Below are 22,107 nucleotides of genomic sequence, written 5' to 3' on the forward strand. Positions count from 1 at the left end.
CCCCCTGCCCCCCCCCCCCCCCCCCGCGCCCAAGCGTGAGACGCCCGGCGTCGGGGCGTACGGCGTCGAGGTGTCGGCGACGTTCGTCGGGCGGCGCGCCTACACGCGGTTCGAGATCGAGGACGCGGTCGGAGCCGAGCTGGGCAGGCGGCTGCGGCTGCCGTACCACTCACGCGCCGGGGGCGCGGTGCCGCCCGCCGGGTGCCTGGCGTGGCGGGTGACGATCGAGGGCGAGCGCGCCGTCATCGCCCTGCGCGCCTCGCCCCGCCCGCTGCACCGCAGGCCGTACAAGCTGGGGTCGGTCCGGGGCACCCTGCATCCGCCGCTCGCCGCCGCCATGGCGGCGCTCGCCCGGCTCGGCGAGGCCCGCGCGGTGCTCGACCCCTGCTGCGGCGCCGGCACGACGCTGATCGAGGCGTACGCGCTCGCGCCCCGCGCCCGCCTGCTCGGGCTCGACCACGCCCCCGCCGCGGTCGCCGCCGCCGACGCCAACGCCGCCCGCATGCTCACCGCCACCGCCGGCGCGGGAGACCGGCTCGCCTGGGGCGTGGCGGACGGGGGCCGGATCCCCGTGGCGGACGGCGGCGTGGACCGGGTGCTGGTGAACCCGCCGTGGGGCCGTCAGGTGCCTCCGGCGGGGCTGCTGGCACGCGACCCCGGCCGGCTGTGGCGGGAGGTGCGCCGGGTCCTGGCCCCGGACGGCCTCGTGGTGGCCCTGGTTCACGACGGCCTCCCGGACGGCTTCACCGTGCGGGAGACCGTACGCGTGAGCCTGTCGGGCCGCCATCCGGAGCTCGCCGTCCTCACCCCCGGGCGGGCCCGAACCAGGTGAGGACGAGGTCGTTGACCACCGCCGGGCGCTCCAGGTGGAGGAAGTGCCCGGCGTCGGCGACCGGCTCGGCCCGGGAGCCCGCCGGCAGCTCGGCCGCGGCGTCCTTGACCAGGTCGGCGCCGAGGCAGCCGTCGCGTTCGCCGTGCAGATACAGGATCGGCGTGGCGGCGGCGGCCCCGGCCGAGGGGTGGCGGCCGGAAGGCGGGGTGGTGCCGAGCATGGCCCGGTAGTAGCCGATGGCGGCCGACAGGTTGGCCGGGTCGCGCAGGCTGCGGCGGACGAGCTCCAGGTCGTGGCTCGCGTCGTAACCGGGTGACCAGTCCGCCCACAGCCCCTCCAGGAAGCCGGGGGCGGCGGCCACCGCCTCGGCCAGCCCCGTCTGGAAGAGGAACACGTAGAACGACCGCTTGAGCTGCTCGTAACGCAGGAACCCGGCCCCGAGCACGCCCGGCGGCGGCACCGCGAGCGTGACGGCGGCCCGGAAGCGGTCGGCCGTCGCGTAGACGGGGAACGCGCCCCAGTCGTGCCCGACGACCACCGCCGAGTCGTCGCCGCCGAGTTCCTCGCGCAGGGCGAGCACGTCGGCGGCCAGCGCGTCGCCCTCGTATGCGCCGTCGGCGGGGACCTCGGTGGGCGCGTAGCCGCGCATGAACGGCGCGACCGCCCGGTAGCCGTGCCCGGCGAGCGCGGGCATCAGGTGGCGCCAGGTGTGCGCGGTGTCGGGGAAGCCGTGCAGGCACAGCGCCAGCGGCCCCTCCCCGACGGTGAGGTAGGCGAACTCCACCCCGTTGGCGTGAACCGTCCTGATCTCCATGGGACTAGCCCGCCGCGATGAGGTCGGCGGCCTTCTCGCCGATCATGACGGCCGGGGCGTGCGTGTGCCCCCGGTTGAGCGTCGGCATGATCGACACGTCCACGACCCGCAGCCCGTCGAGGCCGCGCACCCGCAGCGACGGGTCCACGACCGAGTCCTCGTCGACGCCCATCCGGCAACTGCCGACCGGGTGGTAGAGGGTCTCGCCGCGGTCGCGCACCCACTGGGCCAGCTCGTCGTCGCTCTCGGGCGCGGTGTAGGGGGCCATCGGGCCGCCCGCGTACGGCTTCATCGCGGCGCTGGCGAACACCTGCTTGGCCACCTTGAGCCCGGCGACCAGCCGCTTCACGTCGGCCTCCCTCGTCAGATAGCCAGGGTCGATGAGCACCTCGCGGCCGTTCAGCCCGATCCGGCCGCGGCTCTCGGGCTGCAGCAGGATGACGCCGACGGTCAGGCCGTGGCCGGTGGGCGGGGTGAGCCCGTGGTCGATGAACGGGCCGGGCGCGAAGACCAGCTCGATGTCCGGGGCGGGCTCGGCGGGCGTGGTGCGGATGAACGCGACGGCCTCGCCCACGTTCGTGGTGAGCATGCCGGAGCGCAGCACGATGTAGCGCAGCAGGTTGCCCAGCGACTCCGCCTTGGTCAGCGTGACCGGCTGCTTGCAGCTGACGAACACGCCGGACGACAGGTGGTCCTGGAGGTTCTTGCCCACCTCGGGCAGCTCGTGGACGACGGGGATCCCGGCGTCGCGCAGCTCGTCGGCCGCGCCCACGCCGGAGCGCAGGAGCAGGTAGGGCGAGCCGATGGCGCCCGCCGACAGGATGACCTCCCGCCTGGCCCTGATCAGGGCGCCGCCGCTGTGCTCGATGCCGATGGCGCGCCTGCCGTCGAACACGACGCGGTTCACGTCCGCCTCGGTGATCAGGGTGAGGTTGGGGCGCTTGAGCGCCGGGCGCAGGTAGCCGTCGGCGGCGCTCCAGCGCCGGCCGCGGTCCTGGGTGACGGGGGTGGGGCCGTAGCCGTCGTTGACGTGGCCGTTGATCTCGGCGGAGCGCTCCAGCCCGAGCTCCTCGCAGGCCCTGAGGAACGCGGCCGTGGTGACGTTCGGGCTGCGCAGCTCGGAGATGAGAAGCGGCCCGTCGGTCCCGTACACGCCGCCATGGTTGCTGCCGACCCGGCGTTCGGCCCGGGTGAAGTACGGCAGGACGTCCTCGTACGACCAGCCCGGGACGCCCCACTGGTCGTAGTCGAGCGCGCAGCCGCGCACCCACATCTGGGCGTTGATCGACGAGGAGCCGCCGATCACCCGGCCACGCGGCCAGTAGAGCTCGCGCCCGGCCATCTCGCCCTGCTTGGCCGTGGTGTAGTCCCAGTCGTAGCCGGTCTTGAACAGCTTGGCGAAACCCGCCGGCATGCGGATCTCCAGCTTGTCGTCCTTGCCCCCGGCCTCGACCAGCGCCACGGTCACCGCGGGGTCCGCCGACAGCCTGCCGGCCAGCACGCACCCGGCGGAACCGGCTCCGACGATCACGTAGTCGTACTCCATGGCCACTCCTCAGTGATGTGGTTATTGCTTACTCCAGGCGGCGGGGCGCGTCCATACATACTTGTGACCTCTGTTACCTACCGGTCGGTATGCTCTGGCTGACAGGATGTGGCCCAGGCCATGGATGAGGGAGGAAGGCATGCTCAACCTGTCGAGCGTCCTGGAGGACAGCGCGCGCACCACCCCGGACGGCACCGCGATCGTCTTCGGGGAGATGCGCCTGCCGTACTCCATGATCGAGACGGTCGCCTGCCAGGTCGCCAACCTGCTGGTGTCACGCGGCATCGGCCGGGGGGACAAGGTCGCCATCGCCTGCCCCAATCTGCCCTACTTCCCGTTCGTCTACTTCGGCATCCTCAAGGCCGGGGCGACCGTGGTGCCGCTCAACGTGCTGCTGCAGTCGCGGGAGATCGCCTACCACCTCGACGACAGCGACGCCAAGGCGCTGTTCTGCTTCGAGGGCACCCCCGAGCTGCCGCTGGGCGAGCGCGGCAAGGCCGGCTTCGAGGCCGCCGAGGGGTGCGAGCACTTCTTCGTGCTGCCCGCCACGCCGCTGGCCACCGAGTCCGAGTACGGCGAGTCGTTCTGGGCGGCGCTCGGCGGGATGTCCGGCGAGTTCGAGACCGTGCAGACCGCGGCCGACGACACCGCCGTCATCCTCTACACCTCCGGCACCACGGGCCGGCCCAAGGGCGCCGAGCTCAGCCACCAGAACATGCTGATGAACGTCATGGTCAACGACAAGATGTTCCCGCGCACCGAGGGCGGCGACACCTACCTGGCGGTGCTGCCGCTGTTCCACTCCTTCGGCCAGACGGTCGTCATGAACACCGGCTTCATGCGCGGCGCGACGCTGGTGCTGATGCCGCGCTTCGAGCCCGGCGAGGCGCTCGGCCTCATGCGCGGCGAAGGGGTCACGTTCTTCGCCGGCGTCCCGACCATGTACTGGGCCATGCTCACGAAGATCCACGCGGACGGCGCCGAGGCCCCGACCACGCTGCGGATCGCCGTGGCGGGCGGCTCGGCCTCCCCTGTCGAGGTGCTCAAGGACTTCCGGAACACCTTCGGCATCCCGATCCTGGAGGGCTACGGCCTGTCGGAGACCTCCCCGGTGGCCAGCTTCAACCAGCTCGGCCGGCCCACCAAGCCGGGCACGATCGGCACCCCGATCTGGGGCGTGGAGATGCGGCTCGTCGACTCCGACTGGAAGACCGTCGAGGGTGAGGGCCCCGGCGAGATCGCCATCCGCGGCCACAACGTCATGAAGGGCTACTACGGCCGTCCCGAGGCCACGGCCGAGGTGATGAGCGACGGCTGGTTCCGCACCGGCGACATCGCCACCCGCGACGCCGACGGCTACTACTCCATCATCGACCGGGCCAAGGACATGATCATCCGGGGCGGCTTCAACGTCTACCCGCGCGAGGTGGAAGAGGTCCTGATGACCCACGACGGGGTGTCGCTGGCCGCCGTCGTCGGCGTCCCGCACGACTCCCACGGCGAGGAGATCAAGGCGTACGTGATCCGCACCCCGGGGGCGTCGCTGACGGAGGACGAGCTGATCGCCTGGAGCCGCGAGGCCATGGCGGCCTACAAGTACCCGCGCGTCGTCGAGTTCCGCGACGCGCTCCCCATGACGGCGACGGGCAAGATCCTCAAGCGCGAACTGCGCTGACGCCGAAAGTTTCATCCCCCGCTGCCCTCCTAGCTGCACGCCAGGGGGGCAGCGGCCTGCGGGCATTGCTCCATCGAAATTTTCTGTCCACACTCGAAATGTTTCTGTTCGAGGGAGAGGAACTCGATGAGCATCAGATCCCGGATCGCGGGCGCGGTGGCGGCGGCGGTCGCGATCGCCGCCGGGGCGCTGGTCATGGCGCCACCGGCAGCGTCGGCGCAGCTGACGGAGGTCACCGGCTTCGGCACGAACCCCTCCGGCCTGCGCATGCATCTCTACGTGCCCGACGGCGTCGGCGCCCGACCGGCGGTCCTGGTGGCCGTGCACTACTGCACGGGGTCGGGGCCGGCGTTCTACTCCGGCACGGAGTTCGCCTCACTGGCCGACCGGCACAAGTTCATCGTCATCTACCCGTCGGCGACCAGGAGCGGCTCCTGCTACGACGTCTCCTCGCCGCAGGCGCTGCGGCACGACGGCGGCAGCGACCCCGTCGGGATCGTGTCCATGGTCCGGTACGTCGAGCAGCGCTACAACGCCGACCCCGGCCGCACCTACGCGGTCGGCGCCTCGTCCGGCGGCATGATGACCAACGTGCTGCTGGGCGCCTACCCGGACGTGTTCGAGGCCGGGGCGTCGTACATGGGCGTGCCGTTCGCCTGTTTCGCCACCACCGACGGGTCGAGCTGGAACAGCGCCTGCGCCAACGGCCAGATCAGCCGCACGCCGCAGCAGTGGGGCGACCTGGTGCGCGCGGCCTACCCGGGCTACACCGGCGCGCGGCCGCGCATGCAGATCTGGCACGGCACCGAGGACAGCACGCTGCGCTACCCCAACTTCCAGGAGCAGATCAAGCAGTGGACCAACGTCCACGGCCTGAGCCAGACGCCCAGCCGTACCGACCAGCCGCAGGCGAACTGGACCAGGACCAGGTACGGCGGCACCGGCACGAACGTCCCGGTCGAGGCCGTCAGCCTGCAAGGCGTCGGGCACAACCTGCCGGTGAGCGGGATGGCCGGGGCCACGATCGACTTCCTCGGCCTGGCCGGTCCGGGGCCGACGACCTCCCCGACCGTCACGCCGACGGTGATGCCCACGATCACCCCCACGGTCACCCCCACGGTGACGCCGCCGCCGGGCGAGTGCCGCGTCACCTACACGATGAACACCTGGAACACCGGCTTCACCACGGCCGTCACCATCGCCAACACCGGTTCCGCCCCGGTCTCGGCCTGGTCGCTGGCGTTCACGCTGCCGTCGGGGCAGAGCGTCACCGGCGCCTGGAACACCACGCTGTCCCCGTCGAGCGGCCAGGTCACGGCGCGCAACGTCTCCTACAACGGCACGATCGCGCCGGGCGCGTCCGCCTCGTTCGGCTTCCAGGCCACCCACTCGGGCAACACCGCCGAGCCGTCCGCCTTCACCCTCAACGGCACCCCCTGCACGACCGCCTGACCGCGCCACCAGCCCGGCCACAGCCGGGCCACGATGTCGCCCAGCACCGGCGCCGCCCTCCGCCCCGCCGGAGAGCGGCGCTGGTAGCATCGCCGGAAGCGGCGGCGTTCGAGCTCGCTCACGCCACCCTCGGAAACGCCACCTCGGTGTGGCATGCCGGCCGCCCGGCGCGCCCGACGTCGGCGACGATCCCGTGGCTGAGGCCCGGCCAGGGCCGTCGGGATGAGGAACGCCGGCTGCCGCAGCGAACGGATCCGCATGCACAGATGAATGGACGGTTGTGCGATGCTCGTCGTCATCACCGGCGGCCCCGGCTCCGGCAAGAGCACGCTCATCGAGGCCCTGCGCCATCACGGGTTCGCCGCCATGCCGGAGGCGGGCCGGGCGATCATCCGGGAGCAGGTGGCCGTCGGCGGCCCCGCGCTGCCGTGGGCCGACCCCGGGCTGTTCGCGGAGCTGATGCTCTCGTGGGACCTGCGCTCCTACCGGGAGGCGCCCGCCGACGGCACGGTGCTGTTCGACCGGGGTGTGGTGGACGTCGCCGCCTACCTCGCCCTGTCGGGCCGCCCCGTCCCGCCGCACGTGCGCGCCGCCGCCGCGACCGTACGCTACGGCCGGGCGTTCGCGGCGCCGCCGTGGCCGGAGATCTACGAGCGTGACGCCGAGCGCAAGCAGGACCTCGACGAGGCCGAGCGCACCTACGCCGCCTGCGTGGCCGCGTACGAGGAGTACGGCTACGACCTCGTCACCCTGCCCCGGGCGAGCGTCGGGGAGCGGGCCCGGTTCGTGATCCGCGCGCTGGGTCAGGCGGGCGGCTAGAAGAGGGCCTCGATGCGGTCGAGGTGCTCCTCGCCCCAGGTGCCGAGCGGCATGAGCGCGGTGTTGAGCGACCGGCCGAAGTCCGTCAGGGAGTACTCGACCTTCGGCGGCACCTGGTGATAGACCTCGCGATGCACCAGGCCGCTCGCCTCCATCTCCCTGAGCTGCAGGATCAGCACCCGTTCGCTGATGCCGGGCACCGCGCGCCGCAGCTCGCCGAACCGCACCGGGCCCTCGTGGAGCGCGAACAGGATCAGGCCCTTCCACTTGCCGCCCATGACGGCGATGGCGGCGTCGAGCCCGCAGGTGAACGTCCGGGTCATCAGTGCCTCACTTACTTTTATGTCAGTACCTGGCAAAATTGTAGGTACTTGAACAATTGTCAGCAAGGAGGCCAGCATGTGAGCTGATCAACCGATGGGAGAACACATGAGCGCGGTGACCGTTCTGGGACTGGGATCGATGGGCGCGGCGCTGGCCGGGGCCTTCGCCGGCGCCGGGCACCGGACGACCGTATGGAACCGCACCGCGGCGAAGGCGGCGCCCCTGGTGGCCCGGGGAGCCGCGCACGCGGCCGGGGTCGTGGACGCCGTCGCCGCGAGCCCGCTCGTCGTCGCCTGCCTGACCACCTACACCGCCACGCGCGAGGCCCTGGAACCGGCCGCCGGCGCGCTGGCCGGGCGCACGCTGGTCACCCTCAACAGCGGTGCTCCCGCCTCGGCGCGCGACATGGCGGCCTGGGCCGCCGGGCACGGCGCCGGCTTCCTCGACGGGGCGGTGAAGAACGTGCCCGCCGCCGTGGGCGGGCCGGACACGCTGCTGTACTACAGCGGCGACAAGGCGGCGTTCGACGAGCACGAGGCGACGCTGCGGGCCCTGGGCGGCGACACGGTCCATCTGGGCGCCGAGCCTGACCTGGCCGCGCTGTACGAGACGGCGGTCGGCGGCATCCTGCTGCCGGCGCTGCTGGGCTTCCTGCAGGGCGCCGCGCTGGTGACGGCCCGGGGCCTGGAGGCACGCACGCTGGTCCCCTATTCCGTCAAATGGCTGGAGATGATCGGGTCCGTCCTGCCGGCTCTGGCGGAGGAGATCGACACCGGCGACTACACCGAGCCCGCCTCGGCCATCGAGCTCTTCCACGCGTCCCTGGACGAGGAGCGCCGGCTCGGCGACGAGGCGCCCGTGGACGTCTCCTGGCAGGCGCCCATGCACGACCTGATCGAGCGGGCCGTGGCGGCGGGGCACGGCGAGCACAGCATCTCGGCGCTGATCGAGATGATCAGGACGGGGTGAGGCCGGTCAGCGGCGGTCGAGGCCGGACAGCTGCCAGGCCAGGCGGCGGCGCACGGCCGGGACCCGGCCCGCCGCCGACAGGAGGAGGTTGCGCGGCGGCCGCCAGGCGGCGCGGGCGGTGGCCAGGCGGGTCAGGCGGCCCGCCAGCGCGACGACCCGCTGGGCGACGGGCCGCCGGGTGGCCGTGTGGGTGTCGAGGAGAGCGTCGGGCTCGCCGTCGAGGACGCGGGAGAGCAGCTCGGCGAGGGTGACGGCGTCCTCGATGCCGAGGTTCATGCCCTGGCCGCCGGCCGGGGAGTGCACGTGCGCGGCGTCGCCCGCCAGCAGCACGCGCCCCCGGCGGAAGGTGCCGGCGACGCGGTGGTGGACGCGGAAGCGCGAGCCCCACACGACCTCGTGCACGACGGCGGGCGCGGACTCCGGGCCGCGGGCGTCGAGCAGCGCCTGGACGAAGGCGGTGTCCGGCTCGTGCGGCGCCTCGGCGACGGTGGCCACGATGCGGTGCAGGCCGCCGGGGAGCGGCGCGACGACGACCAGCCCGGCGGGCGAGAAGTAGAGGATGACCTCGTCGTGCGGGACGCCGCCGCTCAGCCGCACGTCGGCGAGGGTGAACGACTCGGCGTACGTGCCTCCGGCGAAGGGGATGCCGGCTTGGTCGCGTACCGTGCTGTGCATGCCGTCGGCGCCGATCAGGTAGTCGGCGCGCAGCCGCCGGCCGTCGCCGAGGGTGGCGGTGACGCCGGAGGCGTCCTGCTCCAGGGCGGTCAGGGTGACCGGGCGCAGCACCTTGCCGCCGAGCTCCTCCAGCCGGGCCAGCAGGAACGCCTCGGTGTCGGCCTGCGAGATCATCAGCGTGTACGGGTAGCGGGTGGGCAGGTCGCCGAACGGGACGGGCACCAGCAGCCGGTCGCGGTCGCGGATGGTGAAGCGGGACGCGCGGACGCCGCGCCCGGCCAGGGCGGCGGCGACGCCGTACGGCTCCAGGAGCTCCAGCGTGCGGGCGTGCACCACGGCGGCGCGCGAGGTGTTGGCGCCTTCGGCCTGCGCGTCGACGATGGTCACCGCGTGCCCGCGCCGGGTGAGCACCAGAGCCGCGGTGAGGCCGGCGGGGCCGGCTCCGACGATGAGGACGTTCATGGCTTCCTCCTGTTGCCAACGCTTGTAGGCACAACGCTAGACAGCGTGGCCGCGTAAGTCAACACATGTTGGCCTACGACTGTTGGCATCGATGGAAACGTCCCGGCCTCCGCGGACGATCAGAACGTGGACGGCCAATCACGGGGAGGCAACGATGGACAGTGGCACGCTGGCGGTGCCCGGCGCCGAGCTCTACTACGAGGTGCGCGGAGCGGGCCCGGTCCTGCTGCTGATCAACGGCGGTGACGGCGACGCCGGCCTGTACGCGCCACTCGCCCAGCAACTCGCCGACCACTACACGGTCATCACCTACGACCCGCGCGGCAACTCGCGCAGCCGCCTGGCCGGACCGGCGGGCGAGCAACGGCTCACCGAGCACGCCCGCGACGCCCACCTCCTGGTGCGCGCGCTGACGGCCGAGCCGGCGTACGTGTTCGGCAACAGCTACGGCGGCATGGTCGGCATGCACCTGCTCGCGCAGCGGCCCGAACAGGTGCGGGCGCTGGTGGCGCACGAGCCGCTGCTGACCGAGCTGCTACCCGACGCGGCGCGCTGGCGGGCGATCTTCGCCGAAGTGGTCGACATCCTCGACCGCGACGGCCTCGCGCCCGCGGTGCTGCGGCTGAGCGAGGCGCTGGGCGTGCCGGCCCCGCCCGAGCCGGATCCCGCCCTGCCGGCCCCGGTCGCGGCGATGCTGGCCCGGATGGCGGCCAACCTGGAGTTCTGCATCCGCTACGAGCTGCGCTCGTTCACCCGTTTCCTGCCGGACGAGGAGGCTCTGCGCCAGGGCCCGTTCACGCTGGCGAGCGGCGCCGAGACGGGGCACACCCCCGGCCACCGGACGGGGGTGATCCTGGCGGAGCGGCTCGGCATCGAGATCGCCGAGTTTCCCGGCGGGCACGTGGGCTTCCTCACGCACCCGGCCGAGTTCGCCAAGACGTTGCACGAAGTGCTGGACCGCTGATCAGGGCCAGTCGCGCGAGGGCCGCAGCGGCATGCCGGAACGGCCCTCCCGGTCCAGCTTGACGCCGAGCACCTGGTGGAGCTGGACCTTGTTGCGCTCGAAGCCGACGATGCAGCCGGCCATGTACAGCGCCCACACGCGGGCGGTGCCCATGCCGACCTCCTCCACCGCGTCGGCCCAGTTGGCGTCCAGGTTGTCGCACCAGCCGCGCAGGGTCTTGGCGTAGTGCTCGCGCAGGTTCTCCTCGTGGCGGATCTCGAAGCCGAGGTCCTCCATGTGCCGGATCAGCGTGCCCACCGACTCCAGCTCGCCGTCGGGGAAGACGTAGCGGTTGATGAAGCCGCCCTTGTTGAACGTCTTCTCGGTGCCGGTCGGCCGGGTGATGCAGTGGTTGAGCATCCGGCCGCCCGGCTTGAGCTTGCCGTTGAGGAAGGTGAAGTAGGAGCGCAGGTTGGCCGCGCCGATGTGCTCGGTCAGGCCGATCGAGCTCACCGCGTCGAAGCCCGACTCGGTGACGTCGCGGTAGTCCATGTAGCGGACCTCGGCCAGGTCCTGCAGCCCGGCGTCGGCGATGGCCTTCTGCGCCCACTCGGCCTGCTGCTTGCTGAGCGTCACCCCGATGGCCTTGACGCCGTAGTGCTCGGCCGCGTGCATGACCATGCCGCCCCACCCGCACCCGACGTCGAGCAGCCGCATGCCGGGCTTGAGGCCGAGCTTCCTGGCCACCAGGTCGAACTTGGCGAACTGCGCCTCCTCCAGCGTGGAGGACTCCTCCGGGAAGGCGGCGCAGGTGTAGGCCATGGACGGGCCGAGCACCCAGCGGTAGAAGCGGTTGGACACGTCGTAGTGGTGGTGGATCGCCTCGGCGTCACGCTGCTTGGCGTGCCGCGAGCCGAGCCGGGCCAGCGTGCTCTGGCGCATCTCCTGCGGCGGCGGCGGCACCCGCATGAGCAGCGGCTTGACGCCCAGCGACCGGACCGCGGCGATCTTCTCGGCGGTGGTCAGGTCGTTGGTCGTGATGTTCCACATGCGGTCGAGCAGGGTGTAGAGGTCGCCGTGCACGTCGATGTGCCCGGAGACGTACGCCCTTGCCAGGCCCAGCTCACCCGGAGCCTGGGCCAGATAGGCCACCGCGATCGGCGACTTGACCTCGATCGCGATGTCGGCGCCGTCGGGCCCCGCCTTGGTGCCGTCATAGGCCATGAACGCGATGTTGGCGTCAGAGCCGACGATTTTCTCAAAGATGGACGCGAGAGCCATCTGCCATCACCTTCCCCGTACACACTTGTCGTACAGGTCGAGCAGGCGACCGCCCGGGTCGTATTCCCGCTTGACCGGCCAGTAACCATCCCCGTTGTACAGCTCCCAGAACTGCTCGCGGGCGTAGAAGGACGTCGAGTAGAGCGACTTGTGCCCGTCCAGCTCGTGCACCGCGTTCTCGATCAGCCGGTTGTAGTAGCCGTCGAACTGGCCCCTGGGCAGCGGGACCATGCCCCAGAAGCCGAAGTTGACGTACAGCTTGCCCGGCTCCAGCGGATAGAGGGGCCAGCGCGAGCCCGCGCGCAGCGGGCACATCCACACCGGCGTCATGCCGACCTTGTCGTGGAAGAACTCCAGGAACGCCGCACCGCGCTCGACCGGGACCTCCACGTCCTGGATGACCGCCTCGTGCACCGGCTGGCCGCGCCACCGGTCGATCCTGGCGGTCACCCCGTACTGGCGGTCGAGGGCGACGAGCCTGCGGTAGACGTCGGAGCGCATCCACCGGCGCGGCATCAGCGAGCGGACCACCGGCTGCTGCACGCCGAACGCGCGCGAGCACCAGAACCAGTCGGTGTCCCAGCGCCACAGGTAGTCGCGGACGGTCAGCCAGTCGCGGTTGCGCTTGCGGATCGACTGGTAGTAGATGCGCATGCCGGTGTAATCGGAGACGTACGGGGCACGGTCGGAGAACCGGCCGACCGTCACGTACATCTCCTGCGGGTCGAAGAAGACCCCGTCCACGAAGTCGACCCGTTCGCCGTCGTGGACCATGCTTTCGCTGATCTCCTGCATGGCGAGCATGCACTTGCCGGCGTCGGTGAACCTGATGTGCGTCAGGTGCACGTACGGCTCGACCTTGCGGAGCTTGATCCGGATGCGCAGCGCGTAGCCGAGCGTGCCGTAGGAGTTGGGGAACGCCCGGAACAGGTCGCTGTGCTCGTTGTCCGCGCGCGCGACGACGACACGGCCGTCGCCGGTGAGGATCTCCAGCTCCTCGACCGACTCGTGCGGCAGGCCGTCGCGGAAGCTGGTGGACTCGATGCCGAGCCCGGTAACCGCCCCGCCGAGCGTGATCGTCTTGAGCTGCGGCACCACGTACGGCATGAGACCGTGCGGCAGCGTGGCGTCGACCAGGTGCTCGTAGGTGGTCATGCCCTGGACCTCGGCGGTCATCGTCTCGGGGTCGACGCTGATGACCTCGTCGAGGTCACGTGCCGAGAGCTTGGCCGTCTTGCCCGAGTCGCGGAACCTGAACAGGTTGGACGTGGCCTTGGCCAGGCGCGGCGCGGCGTCACCCGGGATCTCGGCGTAGGACCGCCGGATGTCCTCTACTGCCCGCCGGTGTGTGGACATCGTCGTCATCACGCAAGCACCCCCTTGAGCCGGTAGAGATCGTCGACAAGACCGTATCTCTCCGGAACACCCCGGAACAGACCGGGGTCGTTAAACGCACGAAAACTCTTCATCGTGTCAGCTCGAAACCCTACAAGACAGGCGAATCCACGAATTTCCTGCGGATCATCGGAGAAACGCCGTTCACCACGTGGGCCACCGCCCGCCCGTCGAGCGCGGCGGTGAGATTGTCCATCGTGGCCGTGAGCAGCCGCCCGGTGGCCTCGGTGGTGACCCCGGCCACGTGCGGCGACAGCAGCACGCCGGGCAGCTCTCGCAGCGGATCGCCGGGCGGCAGCGGCTCGGTGTCGAAGACGTCGAGCGCGGCGCCGCCGAGCCGGCCCTCGCGCAGCGCGGCCACCAGCCCGTCCTGGTCGACCACCCCGCCCCTGGCCGCGTTGACCAGCAGCGTGCCCGGCCGCAGCCGCCGGGGGTCGATCAGGCCGCGGGTCTCCTCCGACAGCGCGATCACCACGACCACCACGTCGCTGGAGTCCAGGAGCGGCTCCAGGTCGCGGTAGCCCGGCTCGTCGCGGGGCGTGCGCGTCCAGTAGGACACCTGGCAGCCGAGCGACCGGAACAGCCCGGCGCAGGCCGCGCCGATGGGGCCGTAGCCGACGACGCCGACCGTACGGCCGCTCAGCTCGCGCGGCCGCAGGGCCTGCTGCGGCCACTCGCCGGCGCGGACGGCGGCGTCGGCCTCGGCGAGCTTGCGCGACAGCGCCAGCGCGACGGCGAGGCACCACTCCGCGACGGCGGTCGCGCTGACGCCCGCCGTGTTGGCCACCGGCACGCCGGCCCCGGCCAGCGCGGCGAGGTCGTGGCCGTCGACGCCCACGGACGGCTGTTGCAGGAACGCCAGCCGCGGCGCGGCCGCCACCGCCGCGGCGTCGAGCGTGAGCTCGCCCGTCCAGTCGCCGAGCACGATCTCCGCGCCCGCCAGCGCGGCCAGCAGCGCGTCACGGTCGCGCCCGGCGGGCGCGCGCACCGACACCCGCTCGCCGAGCGGCGCGAGCATCTTGCGGATGAGCTCCTCGGGCAGGGGCGGAAGTGCCAGGAGGTTCCACGGGGTCATGCGCCTACGGTAAAGCTCCCGATCACCTGGCGCATCAGGCGGGTGTTGCGCCGCCACTGCGACTCGTCGAACGTCCAGGACAGGATGTAGGCGGTGTCGCCGACGGCCAGCGCGCGCCGCACCTCCCGGTAGCGGGTGCCCGGGGCGGCCCACGGGGTGCCCTCCCCGGCGGTCCAGGTGAACTCCCACTCCACGGCCTTGGTCCCCTGGTGCGTGACGGTCCTGCGGCCCAGGTCGCGCACGTCGCCGCCGTTCTGCCGGAAGACCGCCTCGGCGTCGCGCAGGAGCTCGTGCGGGTCGAGCTTGGCGTAGACGGCCTCGACGCCCAGGTGGCCGGCCCGGTCGCGGCGGGTCCACTCGGTGAAGGACTCGCCGAGGGCGCCCCGCCAGCCGGTGGGCCGCCTGATCGACCAGCCGTCGCGCGACAGGTAGACCCGGACCGGCCGCCGCGTCCTGGTGAGCGTGGGCGTCGGGGTCGGCGTGGCGGTGACGGCCGGCGCCGGCGTGGACGGCGGCGGGCTCGGCAGCGGGCTCGTCGCGGCCGCGTGCGCCACCTGCCTCGGCGTGACCTCGGCCGGGGCGGAAGCGCGCAGGTAAGTGACCGTGCCCGCCGCGACGATCACGACCGCCGCGGTGGCGGCCGCGATGAGCGTACGGTTCGAGCGGCCGGGCTTCTTGTCCGGGACGTGCTGGTCGGCGTGCGCGGGCCGGGCCGCGCCGATGGCGGCGAGCAGCCCGTCGGCCTCCCCGGCGGTCAGCCGCTCCTCCGGCTCCTTGCGCAGCAGCCCCTTGAGCACGGGGTGCATGGCCGGCGGGATCCTGCGGTAGTCCGGCTCCTCGTTGAGCAGCGCGTTGAGCGTGGCCATGGGCTCGCCCCGCTCGAACGGCGAGCGGCCGAGCATCGTGGCGTACAGGGTGGCGCCCAGCGACCACAGGTCGGAGGCGGGTCCGGCCTCGGCGGCGCGGACCCGTTCCGGGGCCAGGAAGCTCGGCGAGCCGGTCACCATGCCGGTGCTGGTCAGCGAGGAGTCGCCCTCGGCGGTGGCGATGCCGAAGTCGGTCAGCACCGCCCGGCCCTCGTCGGTCAGCAGGATGTTGCCCGGCTTGACGTCGCGGTGCAGGATGCCCAGCTCGTGCGCGGCGCACAGCGCGGACAGCACCTGCCGGCCCACGTCGGCCGCCTCGCGCACGGGCAGCGCGCCGGAGGTGGCCACGACCTGCTCGACCGAGGGGGCGGGCACCAGTTCCATGATGATCCAGGGCCGGCCGTCCTCCTCCACCACGTCGTAGATCGCCACGACGGACGGGTGGTTGAGCTTGGCCGCCGTGCGCGCCTCGCGCGCGGTGCGGACCAGCAGGCGGTCCCGCGCGGCCTTGGGCAGGCCGTCGGGCAGCACGACCTCCTTGATCGCGCATGGCCGGTTGAGCAGCGTGTCCCGGCCCTCCCAGACCACGCCCATGCCCCCGCGGCCGAGCTCGCGCGTCAACCTGTAGCGCTTGGCGATCAGCTCGCTGCTCTCCGAATCCATGTCCTACCCCTGTAGACCACCCGAATAGTGGGCAAGTTTCCCATACCTCACAGGCGTCTGATGGCCTGTCCGGCGAGCGTCTTGCCACGACTCACCGAATGTTGTTCTACTAGGGGGATGCCGATGACCGAGGGACGCCAGGGCCCGCTGTCCGGAGTCCGGGTGCTGGAGCTGGCCGGGCTCGCGCCGGGGCCCTTCGCCGGGATGATGCTCGCCGACCACGGCGCCGAGGTGCTGCGCGTGGACCGGGTCCGCGCGGTCTCCGACCGGCCCAGGACCGACGTGATGGACCGGGGCAAGCGCACGATCGGCCTGGACCTGAAGTCGCCCGACGGGGTGGCCGCGTTCAAGGACCTGGCGCGCGCCGCCGACGTGGTCATCGAGGTGTTCCGGCCGGGCGTCGCCGAGCGGCTCGGCATCGGCCCGGACGACCTGCACGCGGTCAACGAGCGCCTCGTCTACGGCCGGATGACCGGCTGGGGCCAGGACGGCCCGCTGGCGCCGACCGCCGGGCACGACATCGACTACATCGCGATCTCCGGCGTCCTGTCCATGCTGGGCCGCGAGGGCGACCGGCCCACCCCGCCGATCAACATCCTGGGCGACTTCGCCGGCGGGGGTCTCATGCTCGCCTACGGCGTGCTGCTGGCCCTGTTCGAACGCGAGCGCACCGGCCAGGGCAAGGTGATCGACGCCGCCATGGTCGACGGCGCGTCGATCCTGTTCGCGATGTTCTACCAGGGGGTGCGTGGCGGCTTCTGGGGGCCGCGCGGCACGAACCTGCTCGACACCGGCGCCCCCATGTACGACACCTACGAGACCGCCGACGGCGAGCACATGGCGGTGGGCGCGCTGGAGCCGCAGTTCTGGGACACGATGGTGCGGCTCATGGGCCTGACGGACCTGCCCGACCGCGACGACCGGGCACAGTGGCCCGCGCTGCGGGAGCGGCTGGCCGCCGAGTTCCGGACGCGGACGCGGGCCGAGTGGGAGGCCGTGTTCGACGGCTCGGACGCCTGCGTCTCGCCGGTGCTGTCGATGCCGGAGGCGCCCGGCCACCCGCACAACGTGGCCCGGGGCGGCTTCGTCGAGGTCGGCGGCCTCAGCCAGCCGGCGCCCGCGCCGCGCCTGCTCGGCGCGCCCGCCCCCGACCTGTCACCCGCCACCCGGCTCGACGACCTGTCCGCGTGGGGGATCAACGCCGAGGCGGCCGCCAAACTGCGCGCGCAGGGCGTGCTGGCCTGACAGTGCGCGTGCGCATCGGCGCTGATCGGCGGTGATCGGTGCTGATCGGTGCTCACGGGCGCGTCGCCGTACGGACCTCGTGGGCGGCGTAGTCCTTGAGCACGATCTCGTCGTGCAGCCTGACCCCCCTGGCGCCGAGCTTGGACACGGCCCTGGTCAGCCCCGCGGGCAGACGGCCGACCAGCCCCATGGCCCCGCGCAGCGCCCACAGGGCGGCGCCGCTGCCCGGCACCAGCTTCCCGGCCGCCGACACGGCGAACGCGCGGCTGCGGCGCACGTAGGCGCCGAGTTCGGCCTCGTAGGCGGGGAAGGCCCGCACGGGGTCGCCGCCGGCCGCGGCGAGCTCGCCCGCCAGGACGTACGCGCCCACGACGGCCAGGCTCGTGCTGCCGCCGACGGCGGGGCCTGGACAGTAGCCGGCGTCGCCGACCAGCGTGACGCGCCCGCGCGACCAGGAGTCCAGGCGTAGCTGGGTGACCGAGTCGAAGTAGAAGGCCGGGGTGGCGTCGAGCTCGGCCAGCAGCCGGGGCGCATGCCAGCCGAAGCCGGCGAAGTGCTCGCGCAGCAGCTCCTTCTGTCGGGGCACGTCGCGGTAGTGGTAGTCGAGCGGCCGCGCCGGGCGGAACATGAACAGGGCGCGCGCGTCGGGCAGGTGGGCCGCGCCGTACATCGCCGTCATCCGCCCGACGCCGGTCAGGCCCTCCACCCGGGCGTCCAGGCCGAGGAAGTTGGGCACGGACGCGACGGCCAGGTAGGCGCCGATCCAGGCGGAGAAGCCGGACTCCGGGCCGAAGACCAGGCGGCGCACGTTGGAGTGCAGGCCGTCGGCGCCGACGACCAGGTCGAACCGCCTGGCCGGGCCGCGCTCGAACGTCACCTCGCCGTCCCCGGAGATCGCCGTGATGGAGTCGTCGAAGACGTACTCGGCGTCGTCGCGGGTGGCGTCGTGGAAGATCTCGCTCAGGTCGTCACGCATGATCTCGGCGTGCCGGTCCGAGACCCCGGCCATCACCTTGCGCAGCTCGACCTCCACCGGCCGGTCGTGGCCCTCGGTGTAGACGGTCAGCCGCTGGGTCCCGGTCTTCATGGCGTGGATCCGGTCCAGGACGCCCATCCGCTCGGCGATGTCCATGGCGGGCCTGAACAGGTCGACCGCGTGCCCGCCCGCCTTGCGCAGCGCGGGGGCGCGCTCCACGACGGTGACGTCGAAGCCGTATCGGGTGAGCCAGTAGGCCAGTGCGGGTCCGGCGACGCTGGCGCCGGAGATGAGTACACGCATGGCAGCACCTCCTTACTTAACGGATGGTAAGCCACGCAGCCCAGGAGGCACAAGGACTTACTTAACGACAGGTAAGGATTACGCTGTGATCCATGGCCAGGCCCAGCGACACCAAGACCCGCATCCAGGCCGTGGCACGCGAGCTGTTCGCGCGCCAGGGCATCCAGCAGACGAGCCTGCGCCAGATCTCCGAGAGGCTGGGCATCACCAAGCCTGCCCTCTACTACCACTTCTCCTCACGCGACGACCTGGTCCGCAGCATCATCCAGCCGATGATCGACGACGTGGAGCGGTTCGTCGCGGGCCGCGAGCCCGGCGACGCCCGCGAGCTCCTTGAGGACTACTTCGACCTGGTCTGGCGGCACCGCGAGGTCATCGCCATGATGGTGCGCGAGCTGACCACGCTGTCCTACCTCGACCTCGGCGAGCGGATGTTCGCCTGGCGGCGGAGGCTGATCGCCCTGCTGCTCGGCGACGAGCTCACCGTGGCCGAGCAGATCCGGGCCACGGTTGGGCTGGGCGGGATGTCCGACTGCGCGGTCGAGTACGCCCATCTGGCCCTCGACGAGGTCAAGCCCGTCGCCGTCGAGGCCGCGGCCGCGGCGCTCGGCCTTCCCTAGTCAGACCGCTACGTAGAGGTCGGCGCCGCCGGGGTGGTGCACCTCCAGGTCGGTGCCGAAGGATCGGGCGGGCGTGCCGCCGTTCTCGGTGTGCTTCCACACCCGCTGCCAGGCCTCCAGGATCGCCTGCGGCATCGGGCCGCGCGCCTCCACCAGCAGCGACTGCGCCGCCGGCACCCGCACCGCGACCATGCCCTCCGGCAGCCGCGGCACCGTGCGGACCGCGGTGCCGACGATCTGCGTGTAGGCGCCGTGGTGGTCGCTCTCGTAGTCGGTCAGCACCGCGTACAGGTTCTCGTCCACCCGGCCGGGCACATGCGCGAACGCGCCGGGCGCTCCCGCCCGATGCCACAGTGCGGGCAGCTTGGCCCGCGCGGGGTCCATCTCGTCGGCGTTCGTGGTGCGTACGGCGAAGCCCACGACGAGCATCTCGTCCCTGTTGGTGACGTCCACACGCATCTCCATCCCCCAGAAGTGTCCGCGCCGATCATAAGCCCACGCCAAAGGGGGAATTCCCTAGATAGGACCCGTTACCTCATAAGATGGATGAACGTGAAATTTCTCAACGGCATGGAGCCGCAGCACGACCTGACCTACAGCGACGTCTTCATGGTGCCGTCGCGTTCCTCGGTCAACTCCCGTCTGGCGGTCGACCTGTCGACGCACGACGGGACCGGCACCACGATCCCGGTCGTCGTGGCGAACATGACCGCGGTGGCCGGCCGCCGGATGGCCGAGACCATCGCCCGTCGCGGCGGCATCGCCGTGATCCCCCAGGACATCCCCTTCGACGTGGTGGCCGACGTCGTCGACTGGGTCAAGAAGCGCGACCTCGTGCACGACACCCCCCTCACCCTGACCGCGCACGACACCGTCGGCGACGCGCTCCAGCTGCTGCCCAAACGGGCGCACAACGCCGTCATCGTCGTCGACTGGGAGAACCGGCCCGTCGGCGTGGTGACCGAGGCCGACTGCCAGGGCGTGGACATGTTCACGCAGCTCTCCCAGGTCATGTCGAGCGAGCTGCTGACACTGCCCGCCGGGCTGGACCCGCGCACGGCCTTCGACCGGCTGCACGACGGACGGCACCGGCTGGCTCCCATCGTCGACCCCGAGGGCCGCCTCGTCGGCATCCTGACCCGCACCGGCGCGCTGCGCGCCACCCTGTACCAGCCCGCCGTGGACGCCTCGGGGCGGCTGCGCGTCGCCGCCGCCGTCGGCGTCAACGGCGACGTCGCGGCCAAGGCCAAGGAGCTGCTGGAGGCCGGGGTCGACTGCCTGGTCGTCGACACCGCGCACGGGCACCAGGAGAAGATGATCTCCGCGCTGCGGGCCGTGCGGGCGCTCGAGCCGGGCGTCCCCGTCGCGGCCGGCAACGTGGTGACCGCATCCGGGGTGCGCGACCTGGTGGACGCGGGCGCCGACATCGTCAAGGTCGGCGTCGGGCCGGGCGCCATGTGCACCACGCGCATGATGACCGGCGTCGGCCGGCCGCAGTTCTCCGCCGTGCGCGAGTGCTCGGCCGAGGCACGCCGGCTGGGACGGCACGTCTGGGCCGACGGCGGCGTCCGCCACCCGCGTGACGTGGCGCTCGCACTGGCCGCCGGGGCCGCCAACGTGATGATCGGCTCGTGGTTCGCCGGCACCTACGAGTCGCCCGGCGACGCCCGCACCGACGCCGACGGCCGCCGCTACAAGGAGAACTTCGGCATGGCCTCGGCGCGCGCCGTCCGGCTGCGCACCGCCGAGGACAGCGCGTTCGACCGGGCCAGGAAGGCGCTGTTCGAGGAGGGCATCTCGACCTCGCGGATGTACCTGGACCCGCGGCGGCCCAGCGTGGAGGACCAGATCGACGCCATCGTGGCCGGGCTGCGCTCCTCGTGCACGTACGCGGGGGCGGGCACCCTGGAGGAGTTCCACGAGCAGGCCGTGGTCGGCGTCCAGAGCTCCTCGGGTTACGCGGAGGGGATGCCGCTGCACCAGAGCTGGTGACGTCAGCCGCCGACACTCAAGGTGACGCCGGTGACGGCGGCCGACAGCGGGCCCGCCAGGAAGACGGCCGGGCCCGCCGCCCCGGCGGCGGCCGACTCCAGGGCGAGCGCGTTGACGCGGATGCCGCGCGGGCGCAGCTCCGCCGCCAGCGACCTGGTCAGGCTCTCCACCATCGCGCGCACCGGGCCGTCGCCGTGGACCACGTTGATGATCGACGCGCCCGCGCCCATCAGCGGCAGCATGCGCCGGACCATGCCGGTGACCCGCGTGAACCCCTCGTCGATCAGCCTGCGCCCGTCACGTTCGGAAAGCCCGCCGAACGTGACGGGCACCGCCGTCTCTCCCCCGGCGCTGACCGTCTCTGCCCCGGCGCTGACCGTCCCTCCCTGGGCGTTCACCAGCTCTCCCCCGGCGTTGACCAGCACGTCCACGCGGCCCCACCGCTCCTCGACGGCTCGCGCGAACACATCGGACGCCACCGGGTCGCGCACGTCCAGCGTCATCGCCGGCTCGCCCTGCGGCTTGTCGCGGTCGCACGCCGCCACGTGGGCGCCGAACGCGGCGAACGCCCCCGCGATCACCCGCCCGCTCCCGCCGGCTGCCCCGGTGACCACGGCGACGCGCCCGGACAGCAGGATCGCGTCGGGAGAAAGGGCGGTCATGGACGATGACGATATCCCGACGGCATAGAGTCGTCGGGTTCATTCCCATCGTCAACAGGAGCACTTCGTGGCACTCGAGAAGCCGGAGATCGACTTCCCGGCGGGCGACCCGCCTGCCGACCTGGAGATCGAGGACATCACCGTGGGGGACGGCCCCGAGGCCAAGCCGGGTCACAACGTCAGCGTCCACTACGTGGGCGTCGCCTTCTCCAGCGGTGAGGAGTTCGACGCGTCGTGGAACCGCGGCCAGGCGTTCGAGTTCCCGCTCGGCGGCGGCCGCGTCATCGCGGGCTGGGACCAGGGCGTGGCGGGCATGAAGGTCGGCGGCCGGCGCAAGCTCGTCATCCCGCCGCACCTCGGCTACGGCGCCGCCGGCGCGGGCCCGCGGATCAAGGGCGGCGAGACCCTGATCTTCGTCGTCGACCTCCTCGGCGTTCGCTGACCGCACGCCCGACCGCGTGACTGACCGTGCGCCCGGCCGTGCGTCTGGTCGTGCGTCCGCATCGTGCGTCCGACCG

21 protein-coding genes are annotated in these 22,107 nt (G+C 72.3%); 10 read left to right on the forward strand and 11 right to left on the reverse strand.

Annotation, left to right across the window (positions count from 1 at the left end):
* A partial coding sequence (locus ADY59_RS33615) for a methyltransferase domain-containing protein (RefSeq protein WP_049570911.1) occupies positions 1–832 on the forward strand: 832 nt, incomplete at its 5' end.
* Here ADY59_RS33615 and ADY59_RS33620 read toward each other — a convergent pair.
* Positions 804–1,646 carry an alpha/beta fold hydrolase gene (locus ADY59_RS33620; RefSeq protein WP_049570914.1) on the reverse strand — a complete coding sequence of 281 codons (843 nt, stop codon included), beginning with the start codon at positions 1,644–1,646 and terminating at the stop codon, positions 804–806. The genes ADY59_RS33615 and ADY59_RS33620 overlap by 29 nt on opposite strands.
* Positions 1,647–1,650: 4 nt before the next feature.
* Positions 1,651–3,192, reverse strand: coding sequence for a GMC family oxidoreductase (locus ADY59_RS33625; RefSeq protein ID WP_049570917.1), 1,542 nt, complete (start codon positions 3,190–3,192; stop codon positions 1,651–1,653).
* 139 nt (positions 3,193–3,331) lie between these two features.
* Between ADY59_RS33625 and ADY59_RS33630 the strand changes: the two genes are divergently transcribed.
* The 3 genes from ADY59_RS33630 (at position 3,332) to ADY59_RS33640 (ending at position 7,138) form a co-directional block, all read left to right on the forward strand.
* Positions 3,332–4,867 carry a long-chain-fatty-acid--CoA ligase gene (locus tag ADY59_RS33630; protein WP_049570918.1) on the forward strand — a complete coding sequence of 512 codons (1,536 nt, stop codon included), beginning with the start codon at positions 3,332–3,334 and terminating at the stop codon, positions 4,865–4,867.
* Between the two features lie 126 nt (positions 4,868–4,993).
* Positions 4,994–6,319, forward strand: a complete 1,326-nt coding sequence (locus ADY59_RS33635; RefSeq protein WP_049570921.1) for an extracellular catalytic domain type 1 short-chain-length polyhydroxyalkanoate depolymerase — start codon at positions 4,994–4,996, stop codon at positions 6,317–6,319.
* A 285-nt stretch (positions 6,320–6,604) separates the two neighbouring features.
* Complete coding sequence (locus ADY59_RS33640; RefSeq protein ID WP_442937763.1) at positions 6,605–7,138, forward strand: AAA family ATPase; 534 nt, start codon at positions 6,605–6,607, stop codon at positions 7,136–7,138.
* On the opposite strand, the gene ADY59_RS33645 is transcribed toward ADY59_RS33640, so the two are convergent.
* A complete protein-coding gene (locus tag ADY59_RS33645) occupies positions 7,135–7,461 on the reverse strand; it encodes a winged helix-turn-helix transcriptional regulator (protein WP_049570925.1) in 327 nt (108 codons plus the stop codon). The genes ADY59_RS33640 and ADY59_RS33645 overlap by 4 nt on opposite strands.
* A gap of 106 nt (positions 7,462–7,567) precedes the next feature.
* On the opposite strand from ADY59_RS33645, the gene ADY59_RS33650 reads away from it, so the two are divergent.
* Positions 7,568–8,431, forward strand: a complete 864-nt coding sequence (locus ADY59_RS33650) for an NAD(P)-dependent oxidoreductase (protein WP_231619017.1) — start codon at positions 7,568–7,570, stop codon at positions 8,429–8,431.
* A gap of 6 nt (positions 8,432–8,437) precedes the next feature.
* On the opposite strand, the gene ADY59_RS33655 is transcribed toward ADY59_RS33650, so the two are convergent.
* Positions 8,438–9,568, reverse strand: coding sequence for an FAD-dependent oxidoreductase (locus ADY59_RS33655; protein ID WP_049570931.1), 1,131 nt, complete (start codon positions 9,566–9,568; stop codon positions 8,438–8,440).
* Positions 9,569–9,722: 154 nt separating this feature from the next.
* Here ADY59_RS33655 and ADY59_RS33660 point away from each other — a divergent pair, with 154 nt between their 5' ends.
* Complete coding sequence (locus ADY59_RS33660; RefSeq protein ID WP_049570934.1) at positions 9,723–10,532, forward strand: alpha/beta fold hydrolase; 810 nt, start codon at positions 9,723–9,725, stop codon at positions 10,530–10,532.
* On the opposite strand, the gene ADY59_RS33665 is transcribed toward ADY59_RS33660, so the two are convergent.
* The 4 genes from ADY59_RS33665 to ADY59_RS51785 all read right to left on the reverse strand — a co-directional run bounded on the left by ADY59_RS33665 (position 10,533) and on the right by ADY59_RS51785 (position 15,791).
* A complete protein-coding gene (locus tag ADY59_RS33665; RefSeq protein WP_049570937.1) occupies positions 10,533–11,792 on the reverse strand; it encodes an SAM-dependent methyltransferase in 1,260 nt (419 codons plus the stop codon).
* Between the two features lie 6 nt (positions 11,793–11,798).
* On the reverse strand, positions 11,799–13,157 hold the full coding sequence (locus ADY59_RS33670; protein WP_049570940.1) for an FAD-binding oxidoreductase: 1,359 nt from the start codon (positions 13,155–13,157) through the stop codon (positions 11,799–11,801).
* Between the two features lie 121 nt (positions 13,158–13,278).
* Positions 13,279–14,262, reverse strand: coding sequence for an NAD(P)-dependent oxidoreductase (locus ADY59_RS33675; protein WP_049570943.1), 984 nt, complete (start codon positions 14,260–14,262; stop codon positions 13,279–13,281).
* Positions 14,259–15,791 (reverse strand): serine/threonine-protein kinase, encoded by a 1,533-nt coding sequence (locus ADY59_RS51785; protein WP_053175421.1) that lies wholly within the window; start codon positions 15,789–15,791, stop codon positions 14,259–14,261. The genes ADY59_RS33675 and ADY59_RS51785 overlap by 4 nt, the downstream gene beginning before the upstream one ends.
* Positions 15,792–15,914: 123 nt before the next feature.
* On the opposite strand from ADY59_RS51785, the gene ADY59_RS33685 reads away from it, so the two are divergent.
* Positions 15,915–17,036: a CaiB/BaiF CoA transferase family protein gene (locus ADY59_RS33685; protein WP_049570946.1), complete on the forward strand. Its 1,122-nt coding sequence runs from the start codon at positions 15,915–15,917 to the stop codon at positions 17,034–17,036.
* Positions 17,037–17,088: 52 nt separating this feature from the next.
* On the opposite strand, the gene ADY59_RS33690 is transcribed toward ADY59_RS33685, so the two are convergent.
* Entirely contained in the window at positions 17,089–18,315 is a 1,227-nt protein-coding gene (locus ADY59_RS33690) for an FAD-dependent monooxygenase (RefSeq protein ID WP_049570948.1), read from the reverse strand.
* A gap of 92 nt (positions 18,316–18,407) precedes the next feature.
* Between ADY59_RS33690 and ADY59_RS33695 the strand changes: the two genes are divergently transcribed.
* Entirely contained in the window at positions 18,408–18,935 is a 528-nt protein-coding gene (locus tag ADY59_RS33695) for a TetR/AcrR family transcriptional regulator (RefSeq protein WP_049570949.1), read from the forward strand.
* Here the strand turns inward: ADY59_RS33695 and ADY59_RS33700 are convergent, their stop codons facing one another.
* Positions 18,936–19,400, reverse strand: coding sequence for a GyrI-like domain-containing protein (locus ADY59_RS33700; RefSeq protein WP_231619018.1), 465 nt, complete (start codon positions 19,398–19,400; stop codon positions 18,936–18,938).
* A gap of 87 nt (positions 19,401–19,487) precedes the next feature.
* Here ADY59_RS33700 and ADY59_RS33705 point away from each other — a divergent pair, with 87 nt between their 5' ends.
* Positions 19,488–20,927, forward strand: coding sequence for a GuaB1 family IMP dehydrogenase-related protein (locus ADY59_RS33705; protein ID WP_049570977.1), 1,440 nt, complete (start codon positions 19,488–19,490; stop codon positions 20,925–20,927).
* Positions 20,928–20,929: 2 nt separating this feature from the next.
* On the opposite strand, the gene ADY59_RS33710 is transcribed toward ADY59_RS33705, so the two are convergent.
* Positions 20,930–21,589: an SDR family oxidoreductase gene (locus tag ADY59_RS33710; protein ID WP_049570952.1), complete on the reverse strand. Its 660-nt coding sequence runs from the start codon at positions 21,587–21,589 to the stop codon at positions 20,930–20,932.
* A gap of 67 nt (positions 21,590–21,656) precedes the next feature.
* Here ADY59_RS33710 and ADY59_RS33715 point away from each other — a divergent pair, with 67 nt between their 5' ends.
* Positions 21,657–22,031: an FKBP-type peptidyl-prolyl cis-trans isomerase gene (locus ADY59_RS33715; protein WP_049570955.1), complete on the forward strand. Its 375-nt coding sequence runs from the start codon at positions 21,657–21,659 to the stop codon at positions 22,029–22,031.
* The last annotated feature ends 76 nt before the right edge of the window (positions 22,032–22,107 follow it).

This window comes from Nonomuraea sp. SBT364, from assembly GCF_001083785.1.
Taxonomy (GTDB): domain Bacteria; phylum Actinomycetota; class Actinomycetes; order Streptosporangiales; family Streptosporangiaceae; genus Nonomuraea.

What these genes read in the sequence shown, in the direction of transcription:
- ADY59_RS33665 (WP_049570937.1), bottom strand. Translation starts at nt 11,792, where the DNA reads ATGGCTCTCGCGTCCATCTTTGAGAAAATCGTCGGCTCTGACGCCAAC.
- ADY59_RS33670 (WP_049570940.1), bottom strand. Translation starts at nt 13,157, where the DNA reads ATGACGACGATGTCCACACACCGGCGGGCAGTAGAGGACATCCGGCGG.
- ADY59_RS33625 (WP_049570917.1), bottom strand. Translation starts at nt 3,192, where the DNA reads ATGGAGTACGACTACGTGATCGTCGGAGCCGGTTCCGCCGGGTGCGTG.
- ADY59_RS51785 (WP_053175421.1), bottom strand. Translation starts at nt 15,791, where the DNA reads ATGGATTCGGAGAGCAGCGAGCTGATCGCCAAGCGCTACAGGTTGACG.
- ADY59_RS33690 (WP_049570948.1), bottom strand. Translation starts at nt 18,315, where the DNA reads ATGCGTGTACTCATCTCCGGCGCCAGCGTCGCCGGACCCGCACTGGCC.
- ADY59_RS33630 (WP_049570918.1), top strand. Translation starts at nt 3,332, where the DNA reads ATGCTCAACCTGTCGAGCGTCCTGGAGGACAGCGCGCGCACCACCCCG.
- ADY59_RS33710 (WP_049570952.1), bottom strand. Translation starts at nt 21,589, where the DNA reads ATGACCGCCCTTTCTCCCGACGCGATCCTGCTGTCCGGGCGCGTCGCC.
- ADY59_RS33660 (WP_049570934.1), top strand. Translation starts at nt 9,723, where the DNA reads ATGGACAGTGGCACGCTGGCGGTGCCCGGCGCCGAGCTCTACTACGAG.
- ADY59_RS33695 (WP_049570949.1), top strand. Translation starts at nt 18,408, where the DNA reads ATGGCCAGGCCCAGCGACACCAAGACCCGCATCCAGGCCGTGGCACGC.
- ADY59_RS33640 (WP_442937763.1), top strand. Translation starts at nt 6,605, where the DNA reads ATGCTCGTCGTCATCACCGGCGGCCCCGGCTCCGGCAAGAGCACGCTC.
- ADY59_RS33655 (WP_049570931.1), bottom strand. Translation starts at nt 9,568, where the DNA reads ATGAACGTCCTCATCGTCGGAGCCGGCCCCGCCGGCCTCACCGCGGCT.
- ADY59_RS33645 (WP_049570925.1), bottom strand. Translation starts at nt 7,461, where the DNA reads ATGACCCGGACGTTCACCTGCGGGCTCGACGCCGCCATCGCCGTCATG.
- ADY59_RS33650 (WP_231619017.1), top strand. Translation starts at nt 7,568, where the DNA reads ATGAGCGCGGTGACCGTTCTGGGACTGGGATCGATGGGCGCGGCGCTG.
- ADY59_RS33635 (WP_049570921.1), top strand. Translation starts at nt 4,994, where the DNA reads ATGAGCATCAGATCCCGGATCGCGGGCGCGGTGGCGGCGGCGGTCGCG.
- ADY59_RS33620 (WP_049570914.1), bottom strand. Translation starts at nt 1,646, where the DNA reads ATGGAGATCAGGACGGTTCACGCCAACGGGGTGGAGTTCGCCTACCTC.
- ADY59_RS33675 (WP_049570943.1), bottom strand. Translation starts at nt 14,262, where the DNA reads ATGACCCCGTGGAACCTCCTGGCACTTCCGCCCCTGCCCGAGGAGCTC.
- ADY59_RS33685 (WP_049570946.1), top strand. Translation starts at nt 15,915, where the DNA reads ATGACCGAGGGACGCCAGGGCCCGCTGTCCGGAGTCCGGGTGCTGGAG.
- ADY59_RS33700 (WP_231619018.1), bottom strand. Translation starts at nt 19,400, where the DNA reads ATGGAGATGCGTGTGGACGTCACCAACAGGGACGAGATGCTCGTCGTG.